General features: G+C 70.0%; 19 protein-coding genes. 10 read left to right on the top strand and 9 right to left on the bottom strand.

Translation table 11 applies throughout. The features are described from left to right. Nucleotides 1–142: 142 nt before the first annotated feature. The 3 genes from EGM46_RS07075 to EGM46_RS07065 are packed head-to-tail and all read left to right on the top strand — an operon-like array spanning nucleotide 143 to nucleotide 5,411. Nucleotides 143–3,901, top strand: coding sequence for a multifunctional oxoglutarate decarboxylase/oxoglutarate dehydrogenase thiamine pyrophosphate-binding subunit/dihydrolipoyllysine-residue succinyltransferase subunit (locus EGM46_RS07075; protein ID WP_125099458.1), 3,759 nt, complete (start codon nucleotides 143–145; stop codon nucleotides 3,899–3,901). 8 nt (nucleotides 3,902–3,909) lie between these two features. Then, a complete protein-coding gene (locus tag EGM46_RS07070; RefSeq protein ID WP_241156227.1) occupies nucleotides 3,910–4,665 on the top strand; it encodes a FadR/GntR family transcriptional regulator in 756 nt (251 codons plus the stop codon). Then, nucleotides 4,662–5,411 carry a cache domain-containing protein gene (locus EGM46_RS07065; RefSeq protein WP_125099457.1) on the top strand — a complete coding sequence of 250 codons (750 nt, stop codon included), beginning with the start codon at nucleotides 4,662–4,664 and terminating at the stop codon, nucleotides 5,409–5,411. Before EGM46_RS07070 ends, EGM46_RS07065 begins: the two co-directional genes overlap by 4 nt. Here the strand turns inward: EGM46_RS07065 and EGM46_RS07060 are convergent. The 5 genes from EGM46_RS07060 to EGM46_RS07040 all read right to left on the bottom strand — a co-directional run bounded on the left by EGM46_RS07060 (nucleotide 5,408) and on the right by EGM46_RS07040 (nucleotide 10,348). Further along, entirely contained in the window at nucleotides 5,408–6,145 is a 738-nt protein-coding gene (locus EGM46_RS07060; protein WP_125099456.1) for a type 1 glutamine amidotransferase, read from the bottom strand. The genes EGM46_RS07065 and EGM46_RS07060 overlap by 4 nt on opposite strands. Further along, nucleotides 6,142–6,867 (bottom strand): gamma-glutamyl-gamma-aminobutyrate hydrolase family protein, encoded by a 726-nt coding sequence (locus EGM46_RS07055; RefSeq protein WP_125099455.1) that lies wholly within the window; start codon nucleotides 6,865–6,867, stop codon nucleotides 6,142–6,144. Before EGM46_RS07055 ends, EGM46_RS07060 begins: the two co-directional genes overlap by 4 nt. Nucleotides 6,868–6,869: 2 nt before the next feature. Continuing rightward, a complete protein-coding gene (locus EGM46_RS07050; protein WP_164512834.1) occupies nucleotides 6,870–7,586 on the bottom strand; it encodes a substrate-binding periplasmic protein in 717 nt (238 codons plus the stop codon). Beyond that, the gene (locus EGM46_RS07045) at nucleotides 7,583–9,004 is read right to left on the bottom strand and encodes a glutamine synthetase family protein (protein WP_125099454.1); all 1,422 of its coding nucleotides are present in this window, start codon (nucleotides 9,002–9,004) and stop codon (nucleotides 7,583–7,585) included. Before EGM46_RS07045 ends, EGM46_RS07050 begins: the two co-directional genes overlap by 4 nt. A 123-nt stretch (nucleotides 9,005–9,127) precedes the next feature. Then, complete coding sequence (locus EGM46_RS07040; RefSeq protein WP_125099453.1) at nucleotides 9,128–10,348, bottom strand: cytochrome P450; 1,221 nt, start codon at nucleotides 10,346–10,348, stop codon at nucleotides 9,128–9,130. Between the two features lie 224 nt (nucleotides 10,349–10,572). Between EGM46_RS07040 and EGM46_RS07035 the strand changes: the two genes are divergently transcribed. Together EGM46_RS07035 and EGM46_RS07030 are read left to right on the top strand one after the other, a co-directional pair. Then, entirely contained in the window at nucleotides 10,573–11,892 is a 1,320-nt protein-coding gene (locus EGM46_RS07035) for an FAD-dependent oxidoreductase (RefSeq protein WP_125099452.1), read from the top strand. A gap of 29 nt (nucleotides 11,893–11,921) precedes the next feature. Continuing rightward, the gene (locus EGM46_RS07030) at nucleotides 11,922–12,380 is read left to right on the top strand and encodes a flavodoxin domain-containing protein (RefSeq protein WP_125099451.1); all 459 of its coding nucleotides are present in this window, start codon (nucleotides 11,922–11,924) and stop codon (nucleotides 12,378–12,380) included. Between the two features lie 14 nt (nucleotides 12,381–12,394). Here EGM46_RS07030 and EGM46_RS07025 read toward each other — a convergent pair whose 3' ends face one another. The 4 genes from EGM46_RS07025 to EGM46_RS07010 form a co-directional block, all read right to left on the bottom strand. Then, the gene (locus EGM46_RS07025; protein ID WP_125099450.1) at nucleotides 12,395–13,189 is read right to left on the bottom strand and encodes a gamma-glutamyl-gamma-aminobutyrate hydrolase family protein; all 795 of its coding nucleotides are present in this window, start codon (nucleotides 13,187–13,189) and stop codon (nucleotides 12,395–12,397) included. 80 nt (nucleotides 13,190–13,269) lie between these two features. Continuing rightward, nucleotides 13,270–14,766 (bottom strand): APC family permease, encoded by a 1,497-nt coding sequence (locus tag EGM46_RS07020; RefSeq protein WP_125099449.1) that lies wholly within the window; start codon nucleotides 14,764–14,766, stop codon nucleotides 13,270–13,272. 189 nt (nucleotides 14,767–14,955) lie between these two features. Then, nucleotides 14,956–15,312 (bottom strand): cupin domain-containing protein, encoded by a 357-nt coding sequence (locus EGM46_RS07015; RefSeq protein WP_164512833.1) that lies wholly within the window; start codon nucleotides 15,310–15,312, stop codon nucleotides 14,956–14,958. Nucleotides 15,313–15,377: 65 nt separating this feature from the next. Next, on the bottom strand, nucleotides 15,378–16,271 hold the full coding sequence (locus tag EGM46_RS07010; RefSeq protein ID WP_206427525.1) for a DMT family transporter: 894 nt from the start codon (nucleotides 16,269–16,271) through the stop codon (nucleotides 15,378–15,380). A 91-nt stretch (nucleotides 16,272–16,362) separates the two neighbouring features. Here EGM46_RS07010 and EGM46_RS07005 point away from each other — a divergent pair, with 91 nt between their 5' ends. The 5 genes from EGM46_RS07005 to EGM46_RS06985 all read left to right on the top strand — a co-directional run. Beyond that, a complete protein-coding gene (locus EGM46_RS07005; RefSeq protein ID WP_241156226.1) occupies nucleotides 16,363–17,424 on the top strand; it encodes a proline racemase family protein in 1,062 nt (353 codons plus the stop codon). A 75-nt stretch (nucleotides 17,425–17,499) separates the two neighbouring features. After that, nucleotides 17,500–17,682, top strand: a complete 183-nt coding sequence (locus EGM46_RS07000) for a DUF4177 domain-containing protein (RefSeq protein ID WP_125099446.1) — start codon at nucleotides 17,500–17,502, stop codon at nucleotides 17,680–17,682. 2 nt (nucleotides 17,683–17,684) lie between these two features. Further along, nucleotides 17,685–18,206: a DUF2165 family protein gene (locus EGM46_RS06995; RefSeq protein ID WP_125099445.1), complete on the top strand. Its 522-nt coding sequence runs from the start codon at nucleotides 17,685–17,687 to the stop codon at nucleotides 18,204–18,206. 295 nt (nucleotides 18,207–18,501) lie between these two features. Further along, a complete protein-coding gene (locus EGM46_RS06990) occupies nucleotides 18,502–19,407 on the top strand; it encodes a dihydrodipicolinate synthase family protein (RefSeq protein ID WP_125099444.1) in 906 nt (301 codons plus the stop codon). 106 nt (nucleotides 19,408–19,513) lie between these two features. Then, the coding region (locus EGM46_RS06985) for a proline racemase family protein (protein ID WP_125099443.1) at nucleotides 19,514–20,507 on the top strand (994 nt) is incomplete at its 3' end.

Genomic DNA, 20,507 nt, shown 5'->3' with positions numbered 1-20,507 from the left:
TCAGGCTGGACTGGGAAAGGTGAGAGCGAGTGTTGCCGAAAGTTCGCCGTGAAAGGCGTAGGCTGGTGTGTGGTACGGCTACGGTGCTGCACCCCGATCCAGGAAACATGCCACACAACTGGCACGACCGAGAGGAATCGCTTTGGCAGAGCGCACGGAGACCCCCGACCAGGCGGGTCCCGCAGAAGATTTTGGCGCAAATGCTTGGCTCGTCGATGAATTGTGGAAGCAGTTCCAGGTCGACAAGAATTCGGTCGACCAATCGTGGTGGCCGGTGCTGGAGCGGTACGGTGCCTCCGTCGCGGCCGGCCAGGGCGCTCAGCCAGGTGCACAGCAGAGCACGCAGCAGGGCAGCGACGCCCAGGCAGCACAGGCAGCGACGACGCAGCCGCCAGCAGTTCCGCCCGTCACGGCTCCCCTGACCACCCCGGCGCAGCCGGCGCGCACCACGAACGCCGCGCCGCGCCAGACGCCCATCCCGGCTGACGCCCCTCGCGCGCCGCGCGCCGCGCGCGCGCAGGATGAGCCGGAGGCCCCCGAGACGCACGAGGACGTCGTCACCCCGCTCAAGGGCATGGCGCGCACCCTGTCGAAGAACATGGACCAGTCGCTCACGGTCCCCACGGCGACGAGCGTGCGCACGATCCCGGCGAAGCTGCTGATCGACAACCGCATCGTCATCAACAACCACCTCCGCCGCAGCCGCGGCGGCAAGGTCTCCTTCACGCACCTCATCGGCTGGGCGCTCATCCAGACGCTGAAGGAGTTCCCCAGCCAGAACGTCGCGTACACCGAGGTGGACGGCAAGCCGTCGCTGCTCGTCCCCGCGCACGTCGGCATCGGGATCGCGATCGACCTCCCGAAGCCCGACGGCACGCGCTCGCTCATGGTGCCCGTGGTGAAGCGCGCGGAGACGCTCGACTTCAACGAGTACCTCGCCGCGTACGAGGACCTCGTGAAGCGCGCGCGCGCCGGCAAACTCGCCGCTGGCGACTTCCAGGGCGGCACCGTCTCGCTCACGAACCCCGGCGGCATCGGCACGGTGCACTCGGTGCCCCGTCTCATGCAGGGCCAGGGCTGCATCATCGGCGCCGGCGCGCTCGAGTACCCCGCCGAGTTCCAGGGTGCGTCCGAGGACGTGCTCACCCAGCTCGGCATCTCGAAGACGATCACGCTCACGAGCACGTACGACCACCGCGTCATCCAGGGCGCTGGCTCCGGTGAGTTCCTGAAGCTCGTGCACGAGCGGCTCACCGGCGGCCACGACTTCTACGAGGAGATCTTCGCCGCGCTGCGTATCCCGTACAAGCCGGTGCAGTGGGCGTCGGACATCCACGTCGACATCTCCGGCGCGGTCGACAAGACCGCGCGAGTGCAGGAACTCATCAACTCGTTCCGCGTGCGCGGGCACCTCATGGCCGACACCGATCCGCTCGAGTACGTGCAGCGCACGCACCCCGACCTCGAGATCGAGTCGCACGGCCTCACCTTCTGGGATCTCGACCGCGAGTTCGTGACCGGCGGCATCGGCGGGCAGCGCAGCATGAAGCTGCGCGACATCCTCGGCGTGCTCCGCGACTCGTACTGCCGCAAGATCGGCATCGAGTACATGCACATCCAGGATCCCGCGCAGCGGCTCTGGCTGCGCGAGCAGCTCGAGGTCAACTACGCGAAGCCCAGCCGCGACGAGCAGATGCGCATCCTCGAAAAGCTCAATGAGGCCGAGGCCTTCGAGACCTTCCTGCAGACGAAGTACGTCGGCCAGAAGCGCTTCAGCCTGGAGGGCGGCGAGTCGGTCATCCCGCTGCTCGACGCGATGCTCATCGACGCGGCAGAGGACGGGGTCGACTCGGTCGACATCGGCATGGCGCACCGTGGCCGCCTCAACGTGCTCTCCAACATCGCCGGCAAGACGTACGGCCAGATCTTCCGCGAGTTCGAGGGCGCGCAGTCGGCGAAGGCCGGCTCAGGCGACGTGAAGTACCACCTCGGCACCTCCGGCGTGTTCACCGCGCCGAACGGCACGCAGGTGCCGATCCACCTCGCGGCGAACCCGTCGCACCTCGAGACCGTCAACGGTGTGCTCGAGGGCATCGTCCGCGCGAAGCAGGATCTGAAGCCGATCGGCTCGTTCACGACACTGCCGATCCTCGTGCACGGCGACGCGGCGATGGCCGGCCAGGGCGTGGTCTACGAGACGCTGCAGATGTCGCAGCTGCGCGGCTACCGCACGGGCGGCACGATCCACATCATCATCAACAACCAGGTGGGCTTCACCACCCTGCCGAGCGACTCGCGCTCCGCGGTGTACTCCTCCGACGTCGGCAAGGTGGTGCAGTCGCCCATCTTCCACGTGAACGGCGACGATCCCGAGTCAGTGGTGCGCGTCGCGAAGCTCGCGTACGAGTTCCGCCAGCGCTTCCACATCGACGTCATCATCGACCTCATCTGCTACCGCCGCCGCGGGCACAACGAGGGCGACGATCCCTCGATGACGCAGCCGCTCATGACCGACCTGATCGAGGCGAAGCGCTCGACGCGTCGGCTGTACACGAGCGCGCTCGTCGGCCGCGGTGACATCACCGAGGACGAGTACGAGAAGGCGAAGCAGGACTTCCAGGACCGCCTGGAGCTCGCGTTCCAGGAGACGCACGCCGCGCAGACCGGGTCGATCCCGCTCATCGATCAGAGCGGGATCGGGCAGGTCGCCGAGATCGGCGGCCCCGGCCCCGCCCCGCTCGAGACCGCCGTCGACCGCAGCGTCATCGAGCGCATCGGCGACGCGCACGCGAACAAGCCGGCCGGCTTCACCGTGCACCAGAAGCTGCAGCAGCTGCTCAACAAGCGCGCGGAGATGAGCCGCGAGGGCGGCATCGACTGGGGCTTCGGCGAGCTGCTCGCCCTCGGCTCGCTGCTCATGGAGGGCACCGCGGTGCGCTTCGCCGGCCAGGACGCGCGCCGCGGCACCTTCGCGCAGCGGCACGCCGTGTTCCACGACCGCGCGAACGGCCAGGAGTGGATCCCGCTCCTGAACCTCTCGGAGGAGCAGGCCCGATTCTGGATCTACGACTCGCTGCTCTCCGAGTACGCCGCGCTCGCGTACGAGTACGGCTACTCGCTGCAGCGGGAGGACGCGCTCGTGCTCTGGGAGGCGCAGTTCGGCGACTTCGCGAACACGGCGCAGGCGGTCGTCGACGAGTACATCGCCGCGGCCGAGCAGAAGTGGGGGCAGCGCTCCTCCGTCGTGATGCTGCTGCCGCACGGCTACGAGGGCCAGGGACCCGATCACTCGTCGGCGCGCATCGAGCGCTACCTGCAGCTGTGCGCCGAGGACAACATGATCGTCGCCCGCCCGTCGACGCCGGCGAACTACTTCCACCTGCTGCGCCGTCAGGCGTACGCGCGCCCGAGGAAGCCGCTGATCGTGTTCACGCCGAAGTCGATGCTGCGCCTGCGCGGCGCGACGTCGAACGTCGAGGACTTCACGACCGGGCACTTCCAGCCCGTGCTGGACGACCCGCAGGTCACCGACGCCGCCGCCGTGCAGCGCGTGCTGCTCGTCTCCGGCAAGATCTACTACGACCTGCGCGTCGCACTCGACAAGAACCCGGACCCCCGGATCGCGATCGTGCGCGTCGAGCAGTACTACCCGATGCCCATCGTGGAGGTGGGCCGCGTGCTCACCCAGTACAGCGGCGCTGAGCTCGTGTGGGTGCAGGACGAGCCGGAGAACCAGGGCGCGTGGCCGTTCATCTCGCTGGAGCTGTCGAAGCACCTCGCGAACGACCGCATCGACGTGATCTCGCGTCCGGCGTCGGCCGCGCCCTCGACCGGTTCCGCCAAGGTGCACGCGGTCGAGCAGGAGGCGCTGATCGCGCGCGCACTGCGGTTCGAGGACTGACGGTCCGCGTGCAGCACCCGCTCCTGAGTGGCTCGTCGCCCCGCGGCACTGACCCCGTGTCGGTGCCGCAGGGCGACGGGATCGCTCAGCGGATCGCGACGGCGATCTCGCTCGGCATGCTGAGCGTCGGCGAGCGGCTGCCGCCAGAGGCGGAGCTCGCGAGCCAGTTCGGTGTCGCCGTTGCGACCCTGCGCAAGGCGCTCGCCGCCCTGCGCGAGCAGGGCATTGTTGAGACGCGCCGCGGCCGCAACGGCGGCACCTTCGTCGTGCAGGCGCCGTTTCCCTCCCCGGAGACGCTCACCGCCGCGCTCACGCAGATCAGCACGGTCGCGCTGCGCGACTTCTTCGACGAGCACGCCGCCGTCTCGGGGATGGCCGCGCGGCTCGCGGCCGAGCGTGCGGTGCCCGGCATGCGCACCCGGCTCGCCGAGTTCGCCTTCGAGGCGCGCGAGGCCCCGGCCGGCCACGCGCGTGCGCTCGCGGACAGCCGCTTCCACTTCGAGATCGCGGTGCAGAGCCACTCGCAGCGGCTCCTCGCAGCGGAGCAGCGCCTGCAGTCCGAGCTGTCTCCGTTCCTCTGGTGCGAGGAGATCTGCCGCGCCTCGACGCAGCTCGCGTTCACCGAGCACCTCGCGCTCGTGATGGCCATCGAGCAGCGCCAGCCCGAGGAGGCGCAGCGCCTCGCCGTCGCGCACGTGCGCGAGAACATGCGGCTGATCATTGAGGGCAAGTTCGCCCTCGGCCGTCGGGAGGTGGGCGCATGAGCCGGGAGTTGAGCCAGAGGCTGGGCCAGGAGCTGAGCCCGGAGCTCGCCGCGATCGCGGAGGAGATCTCCGCGTGGTTCGCCGACCGCTTCACCCACCTGGAGACCCTCGCCGCTGAAATGATCGCCGCGCTGCGGTTCGATGCGCAGCGCCAGCTCGAACTCACCGAGTCCACGCGGCGTCGCATGAAGGCCGTCGCGGTGCGCGCGCTCGCGGAGCACCCGGTGCTCGACGGTTGCGGCTTCATCTTCGCCCGCGCGGCACTCGGCACCGAGAACGGCCATCTCGAGTGGTGGGTGCGCGAGGACGAGGCGCGCTTCGCGCGCTACTCGTTCGGTGTGGTGCCCGGCGGCGATCGCTACTACGACTACGAGCATCACGAGTGGTTCATCCGGGCGTTCCACCACGGCGTGCCCGCACTCGTCGGGCCGTACGTCGACTACCTGGGCGTCGAGGCGTACGTCATCACGCTCACCGTGCCCGCCGCGCAGGGCGACACGCGCCTCGGCGCCGTCGGCACCGACATTCAGGTGAGCGATCTCGAGGCCGAGCTGCTGCCCGTGCTGCTGCGCAGCTCCGAGACGCTCGCGCTCGTCGGCAGGCACGGCAACGTGATCCTGGGCAACAGCTCACGCTTCATGCCGGGCGAGTTCGTCCCCGCGGAGCTGCCAGGGGCCGAGCGCGTCGCGCTCGGCCCGGAGTCAGCTGGCGTGTCCCTGCTCGTCGCGGCGGCCGGGACGCCCTAGCTGCGCGCGCCGCGCACCACCGCGGCGAAGCGCTCGGCCACGCCGCCCCACACAGCGCGCAGCTGCGCCTCGGCGGCGCGCACCTCGCCGACCACGGCGTCGCCCGCGAGCCCGATCTCCGCGAGGCCATCGCCCTCCTCGACCACCCAGTCCGCCGCGGTGCCCGCGAGCGCCTCCGGGTGGAACTGCACCCCCCACGCCGCGGGACCGACGCGGAACGCCTGATTGCGGCACGCCGCGTTCGAGGCGAGCCGCTCCGCGCCTGGCGGGAGCTCGGCGGCCTCGAGCCAGTGCCACTGCACCGTCGGCAGCCGCGCGCCCGCGACCTCCCCGAAGAGCGGATCCGTCGCGGCTGCCTCGTCGAACGACACGCTCGCGAGCCCCACCTCGGGGCCGCCTGGCATGAGGCGCACGGCTCCCCCGAGCGCGGTCGTGAGGAGCTGCGCCCCGAGACAGATGCCGAGGGTGGGTACCTCGTTGGCCACGCCCTCGGCGAGGAGCGCGCGTGCGGCCGGCAGCCAGGGGGCGTCCGCGTCGTCGGTCGGCCCCATCGAACCTCCCAGCACGATGAGTCCGTCCACCCCGTCGAGCGAGGCGGGGAGCGGCTCCCCCGTCGCCGGGCCGACGGTGCGGAGCTCGACGCCGCTCGCGCTGAGCCGTTCGGCGAAGTGCCCGATGCCGGCGTTCTCCTGATGCTCAACAATCAGGACACGCGGCTGCGCGTGCGCAGTCATCGCACCACCACCCTTTCGTTCTCCGCGGCCGAGCGAACGCTCGCCCGCGCCACCAACCACGCAAACAGTGCCTGCTGCGTCGCATCGCTCGCAGCGGTGTCCTCGGGGTGCCACTGCACCGCGATCAGCTCGGCGGTCTCATGTTCGAGCCCCTCGACGACACCGTCGGGGGCGCGGCACACGACCCGGAGGCCCGCTCCGATCGTATCGACCGCCTGGTGATGGTAGGAGGACACGCTGAGCTCGGTCACCCCGAGCGCCGCGGCGAGCGCAGAGCCCGGCGCGACCGAGACCGCGTGCACGCTGTTGCGGTGCACGCTGTCCTGCGCCAGGTCCTGGACCATGCTGCCGCCGCACTCGACGTTGAGCAGCTGGAAGCCGCGGCAGATCGCGAGCACGGGGATCCCGAGCTCGATCGCGGCGGCGAGCAGCCCGGCCTCGAACTCATCCTGCGCCGCGAAGTCGGCGGTGACCGTCGTCGGCAGCGCCGCCTGCCCGTACCTGGCAGGATCCAGATCGAAGCCGCCTGGCAGCAGGAGGCCGTCCATGCCGCGCAGCCGCTCCGCTGCCGCGGTGGGCCCCTCAGCGAACAGGGTGAGGGGCTCACCGCCGGCGCGCACCACGGAGCGCAGCACCGCGGTCGCGACGGCGCTGCCGTCGAAGCGCAGCCCGTGGATCTGCCGCGACCACATTCCCGGCACGGCGATGCGTGGTGCGCGCATGATCACACCTCTGGCGCGAGCGGGAAGGGCAGGAGCGGCATCCAGCGCGTCCAGACCGCGGCGAGCGAGCCGTCCGCGATGACCCCGGCGAGCGCGGCGTTGAGTTCCACGCGGAGGGCGTCGTTGCCCGGGGCGACCCCAATGCCCCAGCGGTTGCCGGTGAGCACGGTGAACGCCTCGACGAAGTCGGGGTCCTCCTGGCCGAGCGGGATCATCACCACGTCGTCGTCGACGAAGCCGTCGATCTCGCCGGAACGTGTCGCCTCGATCATGTCGCTGAACACGTCATCGCTGGCCCCGAAGCTCACGAGCTCGGCACCCGTGAACGTCTCAGCGAGCTTCATGTTCGTCGAGTTCGCGATCGCGCCGATGCGGTACCCGGCGAGTGCGTCGGCCGAGCGGGCCGGATCGTCCGCGCGGACGATCAGCGTCTCGTTGAACACCGCGTACGGCTCGGTGAAGTCGACGAGCGCCGCGCGCTCAGCCGTGATGCCCTGGCCACACCACACGGCGTCGGCGTCGCCGCGACGCACGGCCGGGATCATGTCCTCCCACGGGAGCATCACCCACTCGATGGTGGCGCCGATGCGCTCGGCGACGAGCGCCGCAGCCGCCGGCTCGTAGCCGTCGCGCGTGATCCCGTCGGTGCTCTTCGAGAAGAGCGGCAGCGCCTCTGAGTCGATGCACGCGAGTCGGAGCGTGCGAAGTGTGGTGGTCACGGAATTGCCTCCCAGTACTGATCGAATTCCCACTGTGAAATCTGGCCGCAGTAGCGCGCCCACTCATCCCGCTTCAGCTGCAGGAAGATGCGTGTGAGCTCCTCGGGCATCGCGGCCATGAGGTAGCTGTCGGCTTCGAACGCCTCGATGGCGCTGCCGAGGGTGTTGGGCACAACGACCTCCCCGAGCGCGGGGTTCAGCGCGCCTGGCTCGCCAGGGTCGAGCTGCTGCTCGAGGCCGTGCTCGATCGCGGCGAGCAGGTAGAGGTGCGAGAGGTGCGGGTTGACGCTCGCGTCGGGGAGGCGGTACTCCATGCGCCCGTTCGCGGAGATCCGCACCGCGACCCCGCGGGTGTCGAGCCCCCAGTCCGCGCCTGAGGGCGCGAACTGGCCGGCGTCCCAGTAGCGCTTGTACGAGTTGACCGTCGAGCCCATGACGAGCATCGATCCCGGGGTATGGAGCAGCATGCCGGCGATCGCGTGGCGCGCGGTCTCCGTGACGTGCAGCTCGACGCGGCCGTCCTCGATGACGTTCTCGTCGCCGCGCCACAGGCTGAGGTTGTGGTGGCACCCGTTGCCCATCTTGCCGTTGTACGGCTTCGCCATGAAGCTCGCGTGGATGCCCAGCTCACGCGCCACCTGCTTGCAGATCTGGCGGTACGTCGTCATGCGCTCAGCGGTCCGCTCCGCACGATCGAAGTCCCAGTTCAGCTCCAGCTGGCCATCGTCCTCGTAGTCGCCCTGGATCATCGCGAAGTCGAGCCCCTGCGCGTAGCTGATCACTTTCTTGAACACGGGGCGCATCTTCTCCAGGTTCTCCACCTGGTACGCCGGGCTCTGATCGTCCTTGCACTTCACGTCCATGCCCGGCCCGGTCCAGGTCATCTCAGGTTCGAGGCCGGAGCGCAGCTCGAAGCCGGTGCGCTCGGTGAACGAGCGGTGCGCCGCGCGGAACAGCGCACGCGTGTCGAGCGGAATCAGGCAGCCGGAGCCCTCCCCCAGCTGCGGCGGATCGTACGCCGTGCAGAAGATGCGGCCGACCTCGGGGTCCCACGGCAGCACCTGGAACGTTTCCGGCTCCGGGAGCCCCCAGAACTCGTGCGCGTCGACGCCACCGCCGATGAGCTCGCCCTCGCGGCTGGTCTGCAGGTCGGTGAGCGCAGTGCGGTGGAAGGCGATGCCCTTGCGCAGCATCCGCTCGAAGTGCTCGGCCGGCACCACCTTCGCGACGGTGCGGCTGCCGAGGGTGGGGATCATGTAGTAGATGTACTTCACGCCGGTCTCGCGGATGCGCTCGCCGAGCGCTGCGACGGTCTCTGGCTCGGTGTTGGCCGCTTGGTGCCGGGCGAACGCCGTGGTGTCGGCGAGGATCTCGCGCAGCGCCGCGCCGAAGCTCCCGCCGGAGGTGGGATCAGACATGAGCAGGTGTTCCTTTCATCGTTGGAAGGGGTCATTCGGGCAGCACTGCCCGGGGCTCCCTGGGGAGCCCGGCGCGGGTGCGACGCGGGGCGACGTGTGGACGCCTGCACGCCGCGGCCGCGGTTAGCGCACCGAGAAGGTGATGGGCAGCCGGATCGGGCCGTGGTTTCCGGAGTCTGGCAGCCACGTGTCGCCGCCAGGGCAGCTGATATCGGTGAGCCGCTCCGCGAGCATGGGGAGCGCGATCCCCATGTCGGCGCGCGCGATGTAGTGACCCAGGCAGTGGTGCACGCCGCCGCCGAAGGTGTGGTGCGGCTTGCGGTCCTCGGCCTCGATGTCGATCTCCGGGTCGGGGAACGCCGCGGGATCCGTGCCGCTCGACATCGTGAACAGGTGCACGGTGGTGCCCTTCGCAATCGAGAGCCCCTCGTACTCGAAGTCCTCGTTGGCCTCGCGGGTCACCCAGCGTGTGGTGGGGTTGACGCGCAGCCCCTCCTCGAGCGCGGGCTTCGCGAGCTCCCCCGGGCGAGCTGCGAGCTTCTCCCACTGCTCGGGGTTGCGCATGAACGTCTGCAGGATCAGGCCGAGCTGGTTGCGTGTCGTATCCATGCCGCCGAACAGCATGAGCACGAGCGCGTTGCGCAGCTCGGCGTCGCTGAGTTTGTCGCCCGCCTCGGAGAACTGGACGAGGCGCGACACGACGTCCTGTCCCGGCTCAGCGCGGCGCTCGGCGATCAGCCGCTCGACGAAGTCGTAGAGCTCCTGCACGGCAACGTCGACGCGCTCGATGTCCTCCTTGATGGACACGGAGAGCGCGTAACCGACCGTGTTCGCGCGGTCGGCGATGAACGGCCAGTGCTCGTGGGAGAGCCCCATCATGGCGCAGAGGGCGCGCGTGGCGAACGGCTCGGCGAACGCGGCGACGAAATCGACGTCGTCGCCGCGTTCCTGCGCGGCGATCATGTCGTCGATGAGCTCGCCGGCGATCTCGGCGAACTCGGGTTCGAGCCGGCGCGCCACCGTTGGGGAGAACGCAGGGTTCAGGAGGCGCCGGATGCGGTGGTGTTCGTCGCCTTCCAGCACCAGCAGGTTCTTTACCCACCAGTCGTGAAACACGCCCGTGTGCACGCCGTGGTGCTCCGGCCACTTCGCGCTGCCCTGGTTGAGGCTCGGGTGCTTGAGGAGTTCGGTGACCTCGCGATAGCGGAGCACGCCGAAGCCGTAGTTCGTTCGCGCCACCCAGCTCCGCGCACGGGCGTCGCGCACCGCCTCCGAGTTCATCGCGAACTCGGGTGCGGCAATGTCGAGGTAGGGCAGATCGGTGTCCACCGGTGATCCTGGCATTCGTACTCCTTTGTCGAACGTGGTCCCGCGCTGTCGCTGCGGAGCCGGTAGCAAATAAGTTATCGGTGAATGTTTTAATTTGCAAGCACTCGCAAACATCGCATTCTTCCCATGAAAATGCTGCTCATAAATCATTCACATAATCAATGTTTGCGGGTACACTGGGGCGGAGCAACGTGCAGCGCCGCACGCAGCGTTCCCCAGAATCACGCGAAGGAGCTGTGATGCCGTCACCCTCGACCCCGCGCATCGCCATCGTCGGCAGCGGCCCAGCCGGCTGCTACCTGGCCACCGCGCTCGCGCGCGCCCTGCCCGGCTGCGAGCTCACGCTGTTCGACCGACTCGCCTCGCCATTCGGGCTCGTGCGGTACGGGGTCGCGGCCGACCACCAGCACACCAAGGCCGTCACCCGCCAGTTCGAGCGACTCTTCGCCACCCCAGGCGTGCGCTTCGCCGGCGACGTCAGTGTCGGCAGGGACCTCACACTGGACGAACTCGACGCGCAGTACGACGCGGTCGTGCTCGCCACCGGGCTGAGTGCCGACCGCGCGCTCCCGATCCCGGGCGGTGATCGCCCCGGCGTGCTCGGCGCCGGGGCGATCACCCGCGCGCTCAACGCGCACCCGGCGGCGTCACCGCTCCCCCCGCTCGGCAGCGACATCGTGATCGTCGGCGCGGGCAACGTGGCACTCGACCTCCTGCGCTTCCTCGTCAAGGATCGCTCGGGCTACGTCGCGAGCGACGTCGCCGACCCCGTCCTCGACGCCTACCTCGCGGACCCCGCGCTGCGCATCACCGTGCTGAGCCGCTCCGACGCGGCCCACTCGAAGGGCGACCCGCAGATGATCCGGGAACTGAGCGCGCTGCCGCGCGGCAGCTACACCGCGCACGGATCCCTCGCGGCGCCCGAGGCAGCCGACCGCACGGTCGCCTCGCGGGCCGCGGCGTACGCGGAACTCACGGCGGCGTCGCGCGGCGCGGCGCCGGGGCCGCGGGTGACGCTCCGCTTCGGTGCGATCCCCGAGCGCGTGCTCGGGGACACCGCTGTGACGGGCGTCGCGGTGCGCGCAGGAGACGAGGAGCTCGTGATCCCCGCTACCTCGGTGCTCACGGCGATCGGCTTCGACGCGGACGGGACGGAGGCGTCCGGTGAGCTTCCCAGCGCGCTGCCCGCCGACACGGGCAGGCTGCGCCCCGGGCGCTACCGCACGGGCTGGGCGAAGCGCGGGCCGATCGGCGCGATCCCCGAAAACCGGGCGTGCGCGAAGTCCGTCGCCGAGGAGATCATCGCCGACGTGAGCTCCGGACAGCTCGTTCCCGACCCCGCAAAACGCGGCTTCGCCGGCCTGCCGGCGCACGTGCGCGAGCGCGCCGTCTCGTTCGCGCAGTGGCAGGTGCTCGACGAGCACGAGCGCGCGGGCGCCGCGCCGGACCGGGTGCGACGGAAGCTCACCGACCACGCCGCCATGGTCGCGATCGCCCGCGGCGCGACGCAGACACCAGCGCAGCCGCAGACGCAGACGCAGACGCAGACTCCAGCATGACGGCCACCACAACGAAAGGAATCCAGCCCGTGAAATTCACCGTTCTGTACGGCACCGAATCCGGCAACTCCGAGCTGATCGCCGAGGATCTCGGCGCGAAGCTGCGCGAGGAGCACGACGACGTCGAGGTGTTCGACCTCCAGAACGTCGACCCGGCCGATCTGAGCGCCGACCGTTTCTTCGTCGTGGTCTGCTCCACGCACGGAGAGGGGGACCCGCCCAACACGGCGCTGCCGTTCATCGAGGCGTTCGACGCCGCACCCCCGGCGCTCGCCGGCGTGCGCTACGCGATGTTCGGCCTCGGCGACACGTTCTACGAGGAGACCTACAGTCAGGGCAGCGAGCACCTCGACCGGCGCTTCGCCGCGCAGGGCGCCGAGCGCGTCGGCGAGTACGGGCGCCACGACGCCTCGTCCTGGGACCTCGGCAGCGACGTCGCACTCGAGTGGCTGCCCGGGGTGCTCGCAGCCGCGAGCGTCACGGCGTAGCGCGCCCGGCGCCGCTACGCCGCGCCCGCCGCGCGATCCCGCGCCCGCGTGACCAGCTCGCCGAAGATGCTGGCGCGGTCAGCGGGATCGGCGGCCGGCTCCTCGGGGTGCCACTGCATCCCCACCACCCACGTCGCGGTGCGGTGCTCCGTCCCCTCGATGATGCCGTCGTGGGCGCGAGCGCTCACACGCAGCTCGGGTCCGATGGACGCGACGGCCTGATGGTGCCCGTTTCGCACGGTCGCGCGCGTGCGCCCCAGCACGCGCGCGATCTCGGAGTCCGCCTCGAGCAGCACCTCCTCATCGATGAAGAGCGGCGAGGTTCCACGGTGCAGTGGCCAGTTCTCGATGTCGCCGATCAGCGTGCCGCCGAAGGCGACGGCGAGGAGCTGCGATCCCCGACAGATCGCGAGCGTGGGGAGGTCGCGGCGCACGCTCTCCCGGAGCGCAGCGATGCAGAACTCGTCGGCGCGCTGATCGACGCCGTACTCGTTCGCTGGCGGCGGGCCGGTCCAGCCGTAGCAGGCGCCGGCGACGTCGCCCCCGCCGAGGAACACGACCGCGTCGGCCCGTTCGAGCAGCTCGGCCTGGCCGGGCAGCTCCGGCTGGGCCGAGTCGACGAGGCGCGGCCGCCCGCCCGCCCGCCGCACCGCGTCGAACGCGATCCGCGTGAACGATTCCTGCAGCTCGTGCGCCCCGCGGTCCATGCCGGGAAACGTGAGCGACACGACGAGCGGGATTAGCGGCCCGGCGGGGTCCTCGCCAGCGGTGTCGCGGAAGGGCGCCGGGTCGACGACGAGGTCGGGCATGGTGGGTCCTTTCGTTCGTGCGTAGCGCGGGTGCGCCCCCGGCCCGAGCGGACCGGGGGCGCACCCGCGCCGAGGAGTGGCTAGACGACCGTCTTGATCGGCCCGCTCGCATCGGCGGCCGGCGCGTCGCCGCGCTGGTACGCCTTCGAGGCGAGCATGTAGATCCAGCCGATGCCGATCACACCGACGGTGGTCATGATGAGGAGGTAGTCCTCCGTCCAGCCGCCGCCGGTGGGCCGCGGCCACAGAATGTTGACGACCGCGGCGATCCCCCAGACGAGCGCGATGATGTTCACCGGGTACGCCCACGCGCCGAGCGTGAACTTGCCCGCCGGCTTCCACCCCATGATCCGCGCGCGGAGCGCCGCGAGCACCACCATCTGGAACCCGATGTAGATGCCTACGGTGCCGAAGCCGACCATCGCCGTCAGCGCGTTCTCGAGCAACAGCGAGAACACCACGACGAGCGCGGGGAAGAACGCCGCCATCAGCAGGGCGTTGTGCGGCACGTGGCGGCGCTCGTTGAACTTCGCGAGGAACGCGGACGCCGGCAGGAAGCCGTCCCGGCCCATCGAGTAGATCAGTCGGCTCGCCGCGGCCTGCAGGCTCGTAATGCATGAGAGGAAGGCGACCACGATCACGAACATGACGACCGGGAAGATCGGGCCAAATGCCTCGTGCAGCAGCTCGCCGATGGGGTCGGCGGACTCGCCGCTCGCGACCGCCTGGAAGTTCGGCACCGCGAGCACGAGCGAAAACACGAGGAGGTTGGCCGCGAAGCCACCGATGTAGAGGGTCATCCGCATCGCGCGCGGCACGCGGCGACTCGGATCCTTGATCTCCTCGGCCACGTCGCCGTTCGCCTCGAAGCCGTAATAGGCGAACATACCGATGAGCGCGGCAGCGGCGAAGGCGCCGAGGTAGCCGCCTGGCGCGTCATTGCCGATCCCCTGGTTGTCGAAGAAGATCGAGAAGTCGTGCTTGCGGTGAAAGAGCAGCAGGTAGAGGCTGATCACCACGGCGCCGATCATCTCGGCGATGAGTCCGACCGTCGCGGCGAGGCTCAGCACGCGCGTGCCGGAGAAGTTGAGGATCGTGGCGATGACGAGCGTGCCGAGCGCAACGAGCACCGTGCCGCCCGCGCTCAGCTCGACGCCGATCACGGATGCGACGAACGGGGCCGCGCCGTATGCCACCGCCGCGATCGTGCCGACCAGGGCGACGACGTAGATCCAGCCGTTCATCCAGGCCCACTTGCGACCCCACAGCCGCCGGGCCCACGGGTAGACGCCACCGGCGACCGGGTAGTTGGATACCACCTCGCCGAAGATCAGCGCAACGAAGAACTGACCGACCAGCGCGATGACGAGCGCCCAGGCCATGGGTGGGCCGGCCTGGCCGAGAGAGATCGCGAACATCGAGTAGATGCCCGCGATCGGAGACAGGTACGTGAAACCGAGCGAGACGTTGCCCCAGAAACTCATCTCACGCTTGAACGTGGTGTCGTACGAGTAGCCGAGCGACGCCAGGTGGGCGGCGTCCTCATCGTGCTCGAGGACTGAATTTTCGTGTGTCATGGTCGCGTGGTACTCCCTTGTACATCGACGGTGAGGTCGCTCCCGCTGGCGGGAACTGGAATAAACCTACATGTGAATGTTTTATTGGGCAAGCGTTCGGGAAAACACGATGAAATGCACGCGGCGCGCCCGGCGCCACGCGCGCACAGACGCACGTCGGCGCGCCGGACGCGCCGCCTCAGCCCCAGCTCAGAGCATCACGTAGAACTTCTCGAGCGGCTCGAGAATCTCCCACGTCCCGCGCCACCCGCGGGGGAAGGATGCGACATCCCCCGGCCCGAGCTCCACCGGCTCGCCGCCGCGCTCGGTAGCAACGAGGCGCCCGGCGAGCACGTGGATCACTTCACCCATCTCGACAAAATCCCACTCAGACAGGCCGGGATCGCAGCGCCAGAATCCGGTGTGGATCCCGCGCTCGGCGTCCGAGGTGAACTCCTCGAGCCAGGTCTGCGGCTCGCCGGACACGGGGATCCCGAGCGGTGCACCGAGCGGACCAGCCGCGGGGATGCGCTCGAACACTTCCGAAACACGAACATGCTGCGTCATTGCAACCTCCATCACTTCGGGCTCGCTCTGAGCCCGTGAGGTTTATCATACATATCGTGCAGGTTTTAGCGCCGCGGGGCGGTGAGCCCGACGAGGCAGGCGGCGATCGCCGCGAGCCCGAACACCCCGAGCGCGCCGATTCGCTCCCCCACCAGCCACCACGCGAGCACGGCGGCGACAGCCGGCTCCGCGAGCGTCAGCGCCGTCGCCGCCCGCGCTGAGACGCTCCGCAGCCCAGCACCGAAGAGGACGTAACCGAGAAACATGGGCACGAGCGCCATGTAGAGACCGACGGCGAGATTGCGCGGGTCCGAGAGGAAGGGGGCGCCCGTCGCCAACAACACGGGGAGCAGGAGCGCCCCGCCCACCCCGAAGAGGCTCCCCAGCACGGCGCGGCTCCCCACTCCGGCGGCGATCACGCGCCTGGCCACCCAGGTGTACACCGCGTAGCTGAGCCCAGCGAGCAGCGCGAGTGCGATCCCGAGTGGAGCCTGGTCCCGCGCCGCCCCGCCGCCGTCGAGCGTCAAGAGGAGCGTGCCGAGTATCCCGAATCCGGCGCTCACCGCCCAGCGCGCGTCGAGCCGCGCGCCATCGAACACGCGCTCGAGTACCGCGGCGAACACGGGACCGGCCGCCAGCGCGACCACCGTGCCCACCGCGACCCCAGCGAGGTGCATGCCCGCGTAGAAGGCGAGCGGGTAGATCGCCACCGCGAGCGCCCCGACGGCGATGAGCCCAGCGCGGGATCGCAGCCGCGCGACCGAGCGTCGCAATTGCGGGGCCGCGATCCCCGCCTGCAGGAGGCCGCCGACCCCCATCGCGGCCGCACCGATCGCGATCGGCCCGGCGCTCGGCGCGAAGGTCGCGGCCGTCCCGGTGGTGCCCCAGAGTACCGCGGCGCCCAGGATGAGCAGTGCGCCGCCGCGCGGCTGCGGTGAGGGGACATCGGCGCTCGCCATGCACATACTCTAGCGGCCGTGTCCCGCGTGTACCATGTCACACGACATGCCGATTCGGCGACCGTCCCACGCACCCAAGGAGCGCTCCGCAATGATGCCGACCACCGCCACCACCGCACCCCCGTCGACCAGTGTCTCGACCACGGACTACCACACCGCGGGCGAGCCCTTCCGGATCGTGCACGAGAACGGACCGGTCCCGCCGGGCGCCACCGTCGGCGAGCGGCGCGTTGCCGCCATGGCGAACGCCGCGGACGCCGACGCGATCCGGCGGCTGCTGTGCCAGGAGCCGCGCGGCCACGCGGACATGTACGGCGGCTTCATCACACCGCCAGACGACGCTGGCGCGCACTTCGGCGTGCTGTTCTGGCACAAGGACGGCTTCTCGACCGCGTGCGGGCACGGCACCATCGCGCTCGGCGTGTGGGCAACGGACACCGGCCTCGTCCCCTCCGACCCCGACGGGGTCACCGAGGTGCGGATCGACGTGCCGTCCGGGCGGGTGGCCGCGCTCGTGGAGCGCGCGGGCGGGGCACTCGTGCGCGCGACGTTCCGTAACGTCCCGTCCCACGAGATCGCGCGCGCCGTTCCCGTGCGCACCGCGCGCGGCACGGTGTCGGCCGACCTCAGCTTCAGCGGGGCCATTTACGCCTCGGTCTCCGCCGCGGACCTCGGCCTCACCGTCGATCCCGCGCACTACACCGAGCTGATCGCGATCGGCCGCGAGATCAAGTGGGCGCTCAACGATTCGCCCGAGGCGCAGCACGCTGCCGACCCGCGACTCTCCGGGGTGTACGGCACCATCATCTGGGAGGACCTGGGGCGGGGCTCCGCCGGCCCACGCCAGCGCAACATCACCGTCTTCGCGGACGGGGAGGTGGACCGCTCCCCCTGCGGCTCCGGCACGGGGGCGCGCGTCGCCCTGCTCGCCGCCGACGGCACCCTCGCGGCCGACGAGACCCTCGAGCACCGCTCCATCGTCGACACCGAGTTCGCTGCGCGCTGGACGCCGACGCTCGCCGGCGCCTCCCCCGTCGCGACGCTCGCCGCGCCGGTGATCCCCGAGGTCTCCGGCACCGCCTACCGCACCGGCGAGCACCGCTTCATCCTCGATCCCGCGGATGCGCTCGGCGACGGTTTCGTGCTCCGCTAACGTCTCAACTTGGCAAAATCCCTGGACAGACGCGGTTCCGAGTGCAACAGTTGAGCTGCACAGAGGGGTGATGGCATGCACACATACACATTTGTTCGCATCCGGGCGCTACGCAGCCGCGAGGGCCTCACGCTCGAGCGCGATCACCGCGAGGTGATCCGCGAGCACGCCGCACGGGGATGGGTGTTCACGCAGGCGATTCCCTTCACTTCGGATCCCGAGCCCCACTGGGAGCTCGTGTTCGTCAAGGGAGAGTGAGCATGAAACATCCACTTCGCATACTGCAGGCATTCACGCTGTTCTCGGCCGGCCTGTTCGGCCTGTTCGTGTTCCTGGGCAACCTCATGGACTACGACTCGAACTATCAGTTCGTGAAACACGTACTGTCGATGGACGACACCTTCGACGGCAACGCGCTCATGTGGCGCGCCATCGACGCGCCATGGGCGTGGACGGTCGGGTACATCGGGATCATCATCGCCGAGGGCGCGTTCGCCGCGCTCGCCCTGGTGGGCGCGGTGAAGCTCTTCCTGCGACGCGACAGCGACATCCACAGCTACAACGCTGCACGGAGCTGGGGCTACGCCGCGTACGGCCTCGGCTTCGCGATCTGGTTCCTCGGCTTCATCGTGGTGGGATCCGAGTGGTTCGCGATGTGGCAGTCGAGCACCTGGAACGGCAAGGACACCGCGATGGGCATCGTGACGCTGTGGGCCGGCTTCGCGGTACTCCTGGCCATGAACGAGCCCGAGCGCGCACCGGCACACGCCTCGGCGGAGTAGCGCGCGGCGGCGGCCCGCCCGCCGCACCCACGCACCCCGCCAGCCCGCCCGCCGCACGCACCCACAGCGATTCGGCGTATCCAAGCCCGGTCCCCCGGGTCGCGGCTTGGATACGCCGAATCGCTGAGGTACGGCGAGACCGGCGGAGCCGGCTGGCACACAAACACACAAGCAAGCACACACGCACGCAGCACCCCTCCTCATTGCGCCGCGCGCCCACCCCCTGCTACAGTGTGCAATGTCACACGTCATACACGCGGTCCGGATCGCCGGCCACTCGAAAGGACTCACACCGATGACCGAACAGAAGCCATGGCACGGCGTCATCGTCGCCTCCGCGCTCCCCTTCACCGAGGACCTGGCGGTCGACTACGACCGCTTCGCGGACCACGTCCGCTTCCTCGCGGAGAACGGCTGCGACGGCATCGCCCCGAACGGCTCGCTCGGCGAGTACCAGAACCTCACCGCTGAGGAGCGCGCGAAGGTCATCGAGGTCGCCGTCGACGCAGCCCCCGAGGGATTCTCCGTGATGGCGGGCTGCGGCGCGTACGGCGCCCTCGAATCCCTGCGCTGGGCCGAGCAGGCCGCGGAAGCCGGCGCGGACTGCGTGATGCTGCTCCCGCCGAACACCTACCGCGCGAACCGCGAGCAGGTGAAGCACCACTACGCGACGGTCGCGCAGGCCGGCCTCCCCATCGTCGGCTACAACAACCCCATCGACACGAAGGTCGACCTCGTGCCCGACCTCATCGCCGAGATCCACGACGCCGGCCACATGGTGGGCGTCAAGGAGTTCACCGGCGACCCGCGCCGGATCTACCAGATCCAGGAGCTCGCGCCGAACATCGACATCCTCATCGGCACCGACGACAGCGTGCTTGAGGTCGGCATCGCCGGCGCCGTCGGCTGGGTCGCCGGCTACCCGAACGCGATCCCGCAGGCGACCGTCGAGCTCTACCGCCTCTCCACTTCGGGCAACGTGCAGGATCTCGAGCGCGCCAAGGTGATCTACCGCGATCTCCACAAGCTGCTGCGCTGGGACACGAAGACCGAGTTCGTCGAGTCGATCAAGCTCTCGATGGACGTGCTCGGCCTGTACGGCGGCCCGAGCCGCCCGCCGCGCCTCCCGCTGCCGCAGGACGTCGCCGATCAGATCATCGCGGACACCCGCGAGGCCGCGGCGAAGGGCTACGCCAAGTAGCCTGAGCCCTGCGGGCTGCGGCCGGCTCGTCCCGCGCGGATGGGCCGGCCGCGTCCCGCGTTCCACTCCCCGGACGTCCCCGTCCTATCGCATTGCAAGGAGTCCCATGCGCACCTCCCGCGTGTACCACGCCGTCGATTCGCACACCGAGGGCATGCCCACCCGCGTCATCACTGGCGGCGTCGGGGTGTTTCCCGGGGCCACGATGGCCGAGCGCCGCACCTGGTTCATGGAGCACAACGACGAGCTCCGCCAGCTGCTGATGTTCGAGCCGCGCGGCCACGCGGCGATGAGCGGCGCGATCCTGCAGCCGCCCACCCGCCCGGACGCCGACTGGGGCGTGCTCTACATCGAGGTGTCCGGCTGCCTGCCCATGTGCGGGCACGGCACGATCGGTGTCGCCACCGTGCTCGTCGAGACCGGCATGGTGGATGTGCAGGAGCCGATCACCACGATCCGGCTCGACACCCCGGCCGGCCTCGTCGTCGCGGAGGTGGCGGTCGCGGACGGCCGCGCCGAGCGCGTGACCATCACCAATGTGCCCTCGTACGTTGATCGGCTCGACGCGAGCGTCGAGGTGCCCGGGCTCGGCACCGTGCGCTACGACCTCGCCTTCGGCGGGAACTTCTACGCGATCGTGAAGCTCGCGGAGCTGGGGATCGAGTTCCGCTCCGACCGCGCCAACAAGGACGAGCTGCTCACCGCGGGGCTCGCGATCATGGACGCGGTCAACGCCGCGGACGAGCCCGTCCACCCCGAGCGCAGCGACATCCGCGGCTGCCACCACGTGTACCTCGAAGCGCCTGGCTCGACCGCGGCGCACTCGCGGCACGCGATGGCGATCCACCCGGGCTGGTTCGACCGCTCCCCGTGCGGCACAGGGACGAGCGCGCGCATGGCGCAGCTGCACGCGCGCGGAGAACTCCCCCTGCACCAGGACTTCATCAATGAGTCGTACATCGGCTCGCAGTTCACTGGCCGCCTCGTCGCCGGCGCCGAGGTCGCCGGCCGCGCCGCGGTGGTGCCCACGATCACCGGCCGCGCCTGGGTGACCGGCACGGCCCAGTACTTCCTCGATCCGAGCGATCCGTTCCCGAAGG

This window comes from Leucobacter chromiireducens (assembly GCF_003917135.1).
GTDB classification, from domain to species: Bacteria; Actinomycetota; Actinomycetes; order Actinomycetales; family Microbacteriaceae; genus Leucobacter; species Leucobacter chromiireducens_A.
Note: the sequence above shows the minus strand (reverse complement) of the source record. Positions and strands in the feature narration are given on the sequence as shown.

Coding starts and splice junctions, on each gene's coding strand:
- EGM46_RS07000 (WP_125099446.1), top strand. CDS start 17,500: ATGCACACATACACATTTGTTCGCATCCGGGCGCTACGCAGCCGCGAG.
- EGM46_RS07020 (WP_125099449.1), bottom strand. CDS start 14,766: ATGACACACGAAAATTCAGTCCTCGAGCACGATGAGGACGCCGCCCAC.
- EGM46_RS07010 (WP_206427525.1), bottom strand. CDS start 16,271: ATGGCGAGCGCCGATGTCCCCTCACCGCAGCCGCGCGGCGGCGCACTG.
- EGM46_RS07040 (WP_125099453.1), bottom strand. CDS start 10,348: ATGCCAGGATCACCGGTGGACACCGATCTGCCCTACCTCGACATTGCC.
- EGM46_RS07035 (WP_125099452.1), top strand. CDS start 10,573: ATGCCGTCACCCTCGACCCCGCGCATCGCCATCGTCGGCAGCGGCCCA.
- EGM46_RS07015 (WP_164512833.1), bottom strand. CDS start 15,312: ATGACGCAGCATGTTCGTGTTTCGGAAGTGTTCGAGCGCATCCCCGCG.
- EGM46_RS07065 (WP_125099457.1), top strand. CDS start 4,662: ATGAGCCGGGAGTTGAGCCAGAGGCTGGGCCAGGAGCTGAGCCCGGAG.
- EGM46_RS07005 (WP_241156226.1), top strand. CDS start 16,363: ATGATGCCGACCACCGCCACCACCGCACCCCCGTCGACCAGTGTCTCG.
- EGM46_RS06995 (WP_125099445.1), top strand. CDS start 17,685: ATGAAACATCCACTTCGCATACTGCAGGCATTCACGCTGTTCTCGGCC.
- EGM46_RS07045 (WP_125099454.1), bottom strand. CDS start 9,004: ATGTCTGATCCCACCTCCGGCGGGAGCTTCGGCGCGGCGCTGCGCGAG.
- EGM46_RS07055 (WP_125099455.1), bottom strand. CDS start 6,867: ATGCGCGCACCACGCATCGCCGTGCCGGGAATGTGGTCGCGGCAGATC.
- EGM46_RS06990 (WP_125099444.1), top strand. CDS start 18,502: ATGACCGAACAGAAGCCATGGCACGGCGTCATCGTCGCCTCCGCGCTC.
- EGM46_RS07025 (WP_125099450.1), bottom strand. CDS start 13,189: ATGCCCGACCTCGTCGTCGACCCGGCGCCCTTCCGCGACACCGCTGGC.
- EGM46_RS07060 (WP_125099456.1), bottom strand. CDS start 6,145: ATGACTGCGCACGCGCAGCCGCGTGTCCTGATTGTTGAGCATCAGGAG.